Consider the following 8,420-nt stretch of genomic DNA (forward strand, 5'->3'; position numbering starts at 1 on the left):
CGCCGCCCCCTCATTCCTTGAATCCGCGCGCAGCGATGCGCGCCACCAGGTCCATGGCCGCCCGGCAGGGTGCCATGCCTTGTGCCGGCCTGGACAGCCGGTGCTCAACCCTGGGCGCTTTCACAACCGTTGCGCCCCGCATGCGAAAACAACACGGAGACAATGCGATGAACTGGATGGAACGGGTGTTCAAGCTCAGTGAGCACGGCACCAATGTAAGAACCGAGCTGGTCGCGGGCCTGACGACCTTTCTGACGATGGCCTACATCATCTTCGTCAATCCCTCGATCCTGGGGGATGCGGGGATGCCCAAGGGAGCCGTCTTCGTGGCCACCTGCCTGATCGCGGCGCTGGGCACGACCATCATGGCGCTGTACGCCAACTATCCCATCGCACTTGCGCCGGGCATGGGCCTGAACGCCTATTTCGCCTACGTGGTGGTGCTGCACATGGGCTTCACCTGGCAGGCCGCGCTGGGCGCGGTCTTCGTCTCGGGCTGCCTGTTCCTGCTGGTGACGCTGTTCGGCCTGCGGGAGCTGATCATCAAGGGCATACCGCAGTCCATACGCATAGCGATCACCGTGGGCATCGGCCTGTTCCTGGCGCTGATCGCGCTCAAGAGCGCGGGCATCGTCGCCGCATCGCCGGCCACCTTCGTGACCCTGGGCGACCTGCACAAGCCCGAAGTCATCCTGGCCTCGCTGGGCTTTCTGATCATCGTGGTGCTGGACCGCCTGAAGGTGCCGGGCGCCATTCTGATCGGCATCGTCGCGGTCACCGTGGCTTCGTTCTTCTTCGCAGGCAACGAGTTCCACGGTGTGTTCTCGGCGCCGCCCTCCATTGCGCCCACCTTCCTGCAGCTGGACATCAAGTCCGCGCTGACGGGCGGCATCCTCAACGTGGTGCTGGTGTTCTTCCTGGTCGAGCTGTTCGATGCCACGGGCACGCTGATGGGTGTGGCCAAGCGCGCGGGCCTGCTGGTGCCCAGCCGCATGGGACGATTCAACCGTTCGCTGCTGGCCGACAGCGGTGCCATCTTCGCGGGCTCGCTGCTGGGCACCTCCAGCACCACGGCCTACGTGGAAAGCGCGGCCGGCGTGCAGGCGGGCGGCCGCACGGGCCTGACGGCGCTGACCGTGGCCGTGCTCTTCCTGTGCTGCCTGTTCCTGTCGCCGCTGGCCGGCGTGGTGCCCGGCTACGCCACGGCGCCCGCGCTGTTCTTCGTGGCCTGCCTGATGCTCAAGGAGCTGACCGAGATCGAATGGGGCGAGACCACCGAGGCCATCCCCGCCGCCGTCACGGCCCTGCTCATGCCCTTCACCTACTCGGTGGCCAATGGCCTGGCCTTCGGCTTCATCACCTATGCCGTGCTCAAGCTGTTCACGGGGCGCGCCAAGGAAGTGCACTGGATGGTGTGGCTGATCGGCGGCGTCTTCCTCTTCAAGTTCGTCTATATCGGCGGCTGACGTAGCGCACTGTTTTTGGTGGGGGGCCCGCGCCTGGCAGCAATGCCTTGCGCGGGCCTTTTTGCTGGCGCTGCTTTTCCGCGGTACTCATGCGGGGTGGATGGCGCCCAGGATGCGCGGGCCGCGTGCGCCTGTCACGGCGGGCAGGTTGCCGGGCAAACCCAGCAGGGCCTGGCGCGCCAGCCAGGCGAAGGCGGCGGCCTCCACCTGCTGCGGCGGCAGGCCGCGCGCGGCCGTGGTGTCCACGGCCACGCCAGGCAGCAAGGCGGCGATGCGCTGCATCAGTTGCGTGTTGAAGGCGCCTCCGCCGCAGACCAGCAGCTCGCCGCCGCCACGCCCGAAGCGCTGCACGGCGCCGGCGCAGGCGCGGGCCGTGAATTCGGTGAGCGTGGCCTGCACGTCGGCAGGGCGGGCATCGGCGGCGCTGGTTGCACTGGCGGAAAGATGGCCGGCCAGCCAGTCCGCGTGGAACAGGTCGCGCCCCGTGCTCTTGGGCGGCGGCTGCAGCAGGAAAGGCTCGGCCAGCAGGCGGTCGAGCAGGGCGGGCAGCACCTGGCCCGTGGCCGCCCACTGGCCGCCGTCGTCATAGGGCTGGCCCGTGTGCGCCTGGCACCAGCCGTCCATCAGCGCATTGCCGGGGCCGCAGTCGAAGCCCAGCACCGTGCCATCGCCCGCCAGCACGCTGAGGTTGGCAATGCCGCCGATGTTGAGCACCAGCACCGTCTCGCCGGGCCGGCCGAACACGCCTTGGTGGAAGGCGGGCACCAGCGGCGCGCCCTGGCCGCCTGCGGCCACATCGCGGCTGCGCAGGTCGGCCACCACGGCAACGCCGCTGAGCTCGGCCAGCAGGGCCGGGCTGTTGAGCTGCAAGGTGTAGCCCGTGCCGTCGAACATCTGCGGCCGGTGCCGCACGGTCTGGCCGTGGGCGCCAATGGCGGCGATCTGCGCGGGCGCCAGGCCCGTGGCCTGCAGCAGTTCCCGCACCACCTCGGCGTAGCTGCGCGCCAGCGCATTGGCTGCCAGCGCCGCGCGGTGGAGCTCGTCGCGGCCATCGGGGGTGTTGAGGGCCAGCAGCGCGGCGCGCAGCGCGGCGTCGAACCCCCGGCTGGCATGCCACAGCACCTGCGTGCCTTCGGCAAAGTCCACGAGAACGCCATCCACCCCGTCAAGCGAGGTGCCGGACATCAGGCCTATGCAGTAGCGGTGGGCGATGGGGGAGGGGGTGGGCTGGTTCATGCCGGCAATGGTAGCCCTGCGGCCCGGGACCCGCGATCACAAAAAGATGCGCCTGAAACAACAAAGGCTGCCAGGGCAGCCTTTGCGGGATGGGAGCGCGGTGGCTCAGCGTTCGCTGGCCAGGGCCAGTGCTTCGTTCGATGCCTGCAGCTCGATGCGCATCTGCGCGGCCATCTTGTCGAAGGCAGCGCGGCCGGCCTTGGAGACGGGGCGGGCGGCATCGGTGGCCTGGACGATGGTCATGGGATCGCGGTGCTCGCCGTTGACGCGGAACTCGAAGTGCAGGTGCGGGCCGGTGGCCCAGCCCGTGGAGCCCACGTTGCCGATGATGTCGCCCTGCTCCACGCGCTGGCCGCGCGTGACGCCGATGTGGCTCAGGTGGGCGTAGACCGTGGTGTGGTTGTTGGCGTGGTCCACGAAGATCACGTTGCCGTAGCCGTTCTGCACGCCCGCGAAGGAGACGGTGCCGTCGCCCACGGTACGCACCTTGGTGCCCGTGGCAGCGGCGAAGTCCGTGCCCAGGTGGGCGCGCCAGGTCTTGTGGATGGGGTGCATGCGCATGGCAAAGCCGCTGCTGATGCGCGAGAACTCCACGGGAGAGGTCAGGTAGGCCTGGCGGCGGCTCTTGCCGTCCATGGTGTAGTAGTCGCCCTTGGCCTTGCCTTCGTCCTGGAACCACAGCGCCTGCACGACCTTGCCGTTGTTGTGGAACTCGGCGCTGAGCACGCGGCCTGCGCGCAGCGGCTCGCCATCGGCTTCCAGCGATTCGTAGACCACGGAGAAGCGGTCGCCCTTGCGCAGGCTGCGGCGGAAGTCCACGTCGCCCTGGAAGATGTCGGCCATCTGCATTGCCACGGCATCGGGGATGGAGGCCGCGTCGGTGGCGGCGAACAGCGAGCTGCGGATGATGCCGCCGGCCAGGCGGGGCGAGGCCGTCAGCTTGCCCGTCTCGATGCGGGTGCTCAGTTCATTGTTCTTGCGCTCGACCACAAGGCGGCGGAAGCTGCCGTCCTCGTCGGGTGCCCAGCGCACGGTCAGCTGCGACAACTGGTGATCAGGCGTGGTCTCGGCCGTCACCAGGCGGCCGGCGCGGCCCAGCACATGCTGGCGAACCTGGTCGTTGCCGCGCATGAAGGCGGCGGCGGCCGGATCGGCCACGCCCAGGCGCTGGAGCAGGGTTTCGGCCGTGTCGCTGCCGCGCGTGTATTCGGAACGGTACAGGGACATGCCCTGCACGCTGTCGGTCAGCTCGGCCAGCGTCTGGCCTTCGGCCAGCGATTCCACGGGCGTGGAGAGCATGCGCACCGGCAGGTCTGCCGGATCGGGTCCCAGGTTGGCCACGGCGAAGGCGCCGCCGCCGCCCGTGAGCAAGATGGCTGCCAGTGCTGCGGTGACACGCTTGGGGTGTTGCTGGATCACGGAGGTCAGCCGCGCAACAAGAGCACCGCTGGCATGGTTCAAGCCATATTTCACAACATCAGATCCTTGGGTTGCGCGCATCCGGCCCTGCGGGGGACGGACAGCATCGCAGCGGCGGGATACGCTCTCCAGACGGGCAACAAGTCCGCGCTCTGCGGTGCGGATAGGCGGGCGTCTAGAATTCGCCGCAGCGGGAAAATCCCCGGAGTATACCGACGCAGTCCTACGCGGCCTGGCGAAAAACCCTTATGAATCAATCTGCTGTTACAACATACCCGGTCACCGACGGTGTAAGCCAAGCGCTTGAAACCACCCTGCGCGGCGTGGATGAGCTGCTGCCCCAGGCGGACTGGGTGCAAAAGCTGGCCCGTTCCGAGGCCACCGGCGTGCCGCTACGCATCAAGCTGGGCCTGGACCCGACGGCGCCCGACATCCATCTGGGCCACACCGTGGTGCTCAACAAGATGCGCCAGCTGCAGGACCTGGGCCACCAGGTGATCTTCCTGATCGGCGACTTCACCACCCTGATCGGCGACCCTTCGGGCCGCAACAGCACGCGCCCGCCGCTGACGGCCGAGCAGATCAAGGTCAACGCCGAGACCTACTACACCCAGGCCGCCAAGGTGCTGGACCCCGCCCGCACCGAGGTGCGCTACAACAGCGAGTGGTGCGACAAGCTGGGCGCGCGCGGCATGATCGAGCTGTCGGCCAAGTACACGGTGGCCCGCATGATGGAGCGCAACGACTTCCACCAGCGCTTCACCGACGGCAGCTCCATCAGCCTGCACGAGTTCCTCTACCCGCTGCTGCAGGGCTATGACTCGGTGGCGCTGCGCGCCGACCTGGAGATGGGCGGCACGGACCAGAAGTTCAACCTGCTCATGGGCCGCCATCTGCAGCAGGAATACGGGCAGGACACGCAGTGCGTGCTCACCATGCCGCTGCTGGTGGGCCTGGACGGCGAGCACAAGATGTCCAAGTCCAAGAACAACTACATCGGCATCACCGAGGACGCCAACACCATGTTCGCCAAGGTGCTGAGCATCTCGGACACGCTGATGTGGAACTGGTACACCCTGCTGTCGTTCAAGAGCCTGGCCGAGATCGCCGCGCTCAAGGCCGAGGTGGAAGGCGGGCGCAATCCCAAGGACGCCAAGGTGCTGCTGGCCAAGGAAATCACGGCGCGCTTTCACAGCGCGGCGCTGGCCGATGCGGCCGAGCAGGATTTCAACAACCGCAGCAAGGGCGGCATTCCCGACCAGATCGACGAGGTCAGCCTGTCGGGCGCGCCGCTGGGCATCGGTGCCCTGCTCAAGCAGGCCAACCTGGCGCCTTCGACCAGCGAGGCCAACCGCCTGATCGACGGCGGCGGCGTGCGCGTGGACGGCACGGCCATCAGCGACCGGGGCCTCAAGCTCGAAGCCGGCACCTATGTGGTGCAGGTGGGCAAGCGCAAGTTTGCGCGCGTGACGCTGGGCTGATGACCGCGCCGGGCCATGCGCCCGGCTGCACAGGAATGAAGGACGCAGGCATGCCCGCGTCCTTTTTTCATCGCCGGGCCGCCCCAAGATGAAAACGGCCCCTTCGGGAGAGCGTGGGGGGCATTTTTCAAGCCGGGGGCGATTCGACGGTTTCGCGCGTGACCTCGGCCTGCTCCTGCAGCCACCGGCAGAAGGCGGCCACCTCGGGACGCGCGGCGCTGCGCGGGCCCACGATCAGCCAGTAGGCCAGCGGCGATTCCAGCCGGTGCGCGGGCAGCACCTCGACCAGGTCGCCAGCCGCCAGCGCATCGGCCACCAGCGGCAGCCGCGCAATCGCCAGGCCCTGTCCGGCCAGGGCGGCCTGCACGATCTGGTGGGCGTAGTTGAAGTACAGCCAGCGCGGCGGCTGCAGCTGGTCGCAGCCCTGCACGCCGAACCAGCGCTGCCAGCCCAGCCATTCCAGCTGGGGCATGCGGTGGGCGTCGCCGGTCTCGATCAGCGTGTAGCGCGCGGCATCGGCCGGCGTCCTGAGCGGCGGGCCGCCGGCCAGCAGGCGCGGGCTGGCCACCACGGCCAGCTGTTCGCCGAACAGGCGCTGCGCCTGGGGCCAGCCGTCGCCCGCGCGGCCGTAGCGCAGGGCCAGGTCCACGTCGGTGGTGTCCAGGTCCATCACGGTGTCGCTGGTGTCGATGCGGATGTCGATATCGGGCCAGGCGCGCTGGAAGGACTCCAGGCGCGGGATCAGCCACATGGCGGCAAAGCTGGCCCAGGTGGTGATGGCTACGCTCTTGCGGCCCACGGTCTGGCGGATCTGGCGCACCGAGGCGTCGATCTGCTCCAGCGCGGGCGCCACCGAGCGCAGCAGCTGGGCGCCGGCCCCGGTCAGCTCCACGGCGCGCGTGTGGCGCAGGAACAGCGGCACGCCGACTTCATCCTCCAGTGACTGGATCTGGCGGCTCACGGCCGACTGCGTCAGCGACAGCTCGTCGGCGGCCGCGCGGAAATTCAGGTGCCGGGCCACGGCCAGGAAGGCACGCAGATGGCCGGCTCCGATGGCGCGTGTGCGCAGCAGGGGAACGGGTGCAGTGGTGGCATGGGGCATGGCGCCGCCAGCATACGTCAATCGTGTGACCGGCCGCAGCCCTTGGCGGGCAGATAATCGGCGGCGTTGCCGGCACAGGTTCTGGCGTTTTGGATGAATCACCTATGACAGCACCTCTGGATCTCGTCATCATGGCCGCGGGCAAGGGCACGCGCATGAAAAGCCGCCTTCCCAAAGTCCTGCAGCGCCTGGCGGGGCGCCCGTTGCTGGGCCATGTGCTGTCCACGGCGGCGCAGCTGGATGCGCGCTCGGCCGTGGTGGTCACGGGCCACGGCGCGGACCAGGTGGAGCCCGCCATGGCGGCGGCCTGCCAGGGCGGCTCCATGGCGCTGAAGTTCGTGCGCCAGGAGCCGCAGCTGGGCACGGGCCACGCGGTGCAGCAGGCCGTGCCCGCGCTGGCGGGCGATGGCATGGTCATCGTGCTCTCGGGCGATGTGCCGCTGACGCAGGCCGACACGCTGCGCGCCCTGGTCGATGCGGCCGATGGCCAGCGGCTGGCCCTGCTGACCGTGCGCCTGCCCGATCCCACGGGATATGGCCGCATCGTGCGCGGCGAAGACGGCACGGTGCAGCGCATCGTCGAGCAAAAGGATGCCAATGACGCCCAGCGCGCCATCCAGGAAATCTACAGCGGCATCATGGCCGTGCCGGCCCGCCACCTGGCCGGCTGGCTGGCCCGCCTGACCAATGACAACGCCCAGGGCGAGTACTACCTGACCGACGTGGTCGCCATGGCTGTGGCCGACGGGGTGCCCGTGGTCGCGCACTGCATTGCCGACCCGGTGCAGGTGGCGGGCGTCAACAGCCCGCTGCAACTGGCCGAGCTGGAGCGCGCCCACCAGGGCGCCCAGGCCCGTGCGCTGATGGAGCAGGGCGTGCGCCTGGCCGACCCCGCGCGCTTTGACCTGCGCGACGACCCGCGCACGGGCCGCGCGGCACGCCTGGCCTGCGGGCAGGATGTGGAGATCGACGTGGGCTGCATCTTCAGCGGCCATGTGGAGATTGGCGAAGGTGCGCGCATCGGCGCCTATTGCAGCATTGCCAACGCCACGATTGCGGCGGGCGCCGTCCTCCATCCGTACACGCATGTCGATGGCGAGAAGGCCGGCGTCAGCGTGGGCGAGGGCGCCCTGGTCGGCCCGTTTGCGCGCCTGCGCCCCGGAGCGCAACTGGGCCGCGAAGTGCACATCGGCAACTTCGTCGAGGTCAAGAACTCCGTGCTGGCCGATGGTGCCAAGGCCAACCACCTGGCCTACCTGGGCGATGCCACGGTGGGCGAGCGCGTCAACTACGGCGCCGGCTCCATCACGGCCAACTACGACGGCGTGAACAAGCACCGCACGGTGATCGAGGCCGACGTGCACATCGGCAGCAACTGCGTGCTGGTGGCGCCCGTCACCATTGGCGCGGGTGGCACGGTGGGCGGCGGCTCCACGGTCACCAAGAGCACCGAGCCCGGCGTGCTCACGGTATCGCGGGGCAGGCAGGTGAGCATCACCAGCTGGAAGCGCCCAGTCAAACTGCCCAAGTCCTGAGACTTCCGAGACACGTGGGCTCGAGGGCCCGCATCGCCGGCGGGTCCCGTACGGGGTACGCCGATTTGCCGAATCTCCTGACCCTGTCCATGCCATGACGGAACCTTTCGCACCCCATCCGCCCCCCACGCCCAGCCACCAGCAGAAATCACGGCCGCGATAGGCGCGCGGCCGTGATTTC

Annotated in this window: 6 protein-coding genes; 3 read left to right on the forward strand and 3 right to left on the reverse strand. The window is 68.9% G+C overall.

Annotation, left to right across the window (positions count from 1 at the left end; genetic code table 11):
• The first annotated feature begins 167 nt into the window (after window positions 1-167).
• A complete protein-coding gene (locus IAE24_RS14420; RefSeq protein ID WP_012207705.1) occupies window positions 168-1,466 on the forward strand; it encodes an NCS2 family permease in 1,299 nt (432 codons plus the stop codon).
• A gap of 87 nt (window positions 1,467-1,553) precedes the next feature.
• Here IAE24_RS14420 and IAE24_RS14425 read toward each other — a convergent pair whose 3' ends face one another.
• On the reverse strand, window positions 1,554-2,702 hold the full coding sequence (locus IAE24_RS14425) for an anhydro-N-acetylmuramic acid kinase (protein ID WP_199960227.1): 1,149 nt from the start codon (window positions 2,700-2,702) through the stop codon (window positions 1,554-1,556).
• Between the two features lie 105 nt (window positions 2,703-2,807).
• Entirely contained in the window at window positions 2,808-4,175 is a 1,368-nt protein-coding gene (locus tag IAE24_RS14430) for a peptidoglycan DD-metalloendopeptidase family protein (protein ID WP_034397315.1), read from the reverse strand.
• 194 nt (window positions 4,176-4,369) lie between these two features.
• Here IAE24_RS14430 and tyrS point away from each other — a divergent pair, with 194 nt between their 5' ends.
• Window positions 4,370-5,602: a tyrosine--tRNA ligase gene (gene tyrS, locus IAE24_RS14435; protein ID WP_012207702.1), complete on the forward strand. Its 1,233-nt coding sequence runs from the start codon at window positions 4,370-4,372 to the stop codon at window positions 5,600-5,602.
• Window positions 5,603-5,729: 127 nt separating this feature from the next.
• Here tyrS and IAE24_RS14440 read toward each other — a convergent pair whose 3' ends face one another.
• A complete protein-coding gene (locus IAE24_RS14440) occupies window positions 5,730-6,704 on the reverse strand; it encodes a LysR substrate-binding domain-containing protein (RefSeq protein WP_012207701.1) in 975 nt (324 codons plus the stop codon).
• Window positions 6,705-6,808: 104 nt separating this feature from the next.
• On the opposite strand from IAE24_RS14440, the gene glmU reads away from it, so the two are divergent.
• Window positions 6,809-8,239 carry a bifunctional UDP-N-acetylglucosamine diphosphorylase/glucosamine-1-phosphate N-acetyltransferase GlmU gene (gene glmU / locus IAE24_RS14445; RefSeq protein ID WP_034397314.1) on the forward strand — a complete coding sequence of 477 codons (1,431 nt, stop codon included), beginning with the start codon at window positions 6,809-6,811 and terminating at the stop codon, window positions 8,237-8,239.
• Window positions 8,240-8,420 lie beyond the last annotated feature (181 nt).

The organism is Delftia sp. S65 (assembly GCF_016516495.1).
GTDB classification, from domain to species: Bacteria; Pseudomonadota; Gammaproteobacteria; order Burkholderiales; family Burkholderiaceae_C; genus Comamonas; species Comamonas acidovorans.

Excerpts from the sequence above, each read along its gene's own strand:
- IAE24_RS14420 (WP_012207705.1), top strand. The coding sequence starts at position 168 with ATGAACTGGATGGAACGGGTGTTCAAGCTCAGTGAGCACGGCACCAAT.
- IAE24_RS14425 (WP_199960227.1), bottom strand. The coding sequence starts at position 2,702 with ATGAACCAGCCCACCCCCTCCCCCATCGCCCACCGCTACTGCATAGGC.
- tyrS (WP_012207702.1), top strand. The coding sequence starts at position 4,370 with ATGAATCAATCTGCTGTTACAACATACCCGGTCACCGACGGTGTAAGC.
- IAE24_RS14440 (WP_012207701.1), bottom strand. The coding sequence starts at position 6,704 with ATGCCCCATGCCACCACTGCACCCGTTCCCCTGCTGCGCACACGCGCC.
- glmU (WP_034397314.1), top strand. The coding sequence starts at position 6,809 with ATGACAGCACCTCTGGATCTCGTCATCATGGCCGCGGGCAAGGGCACG.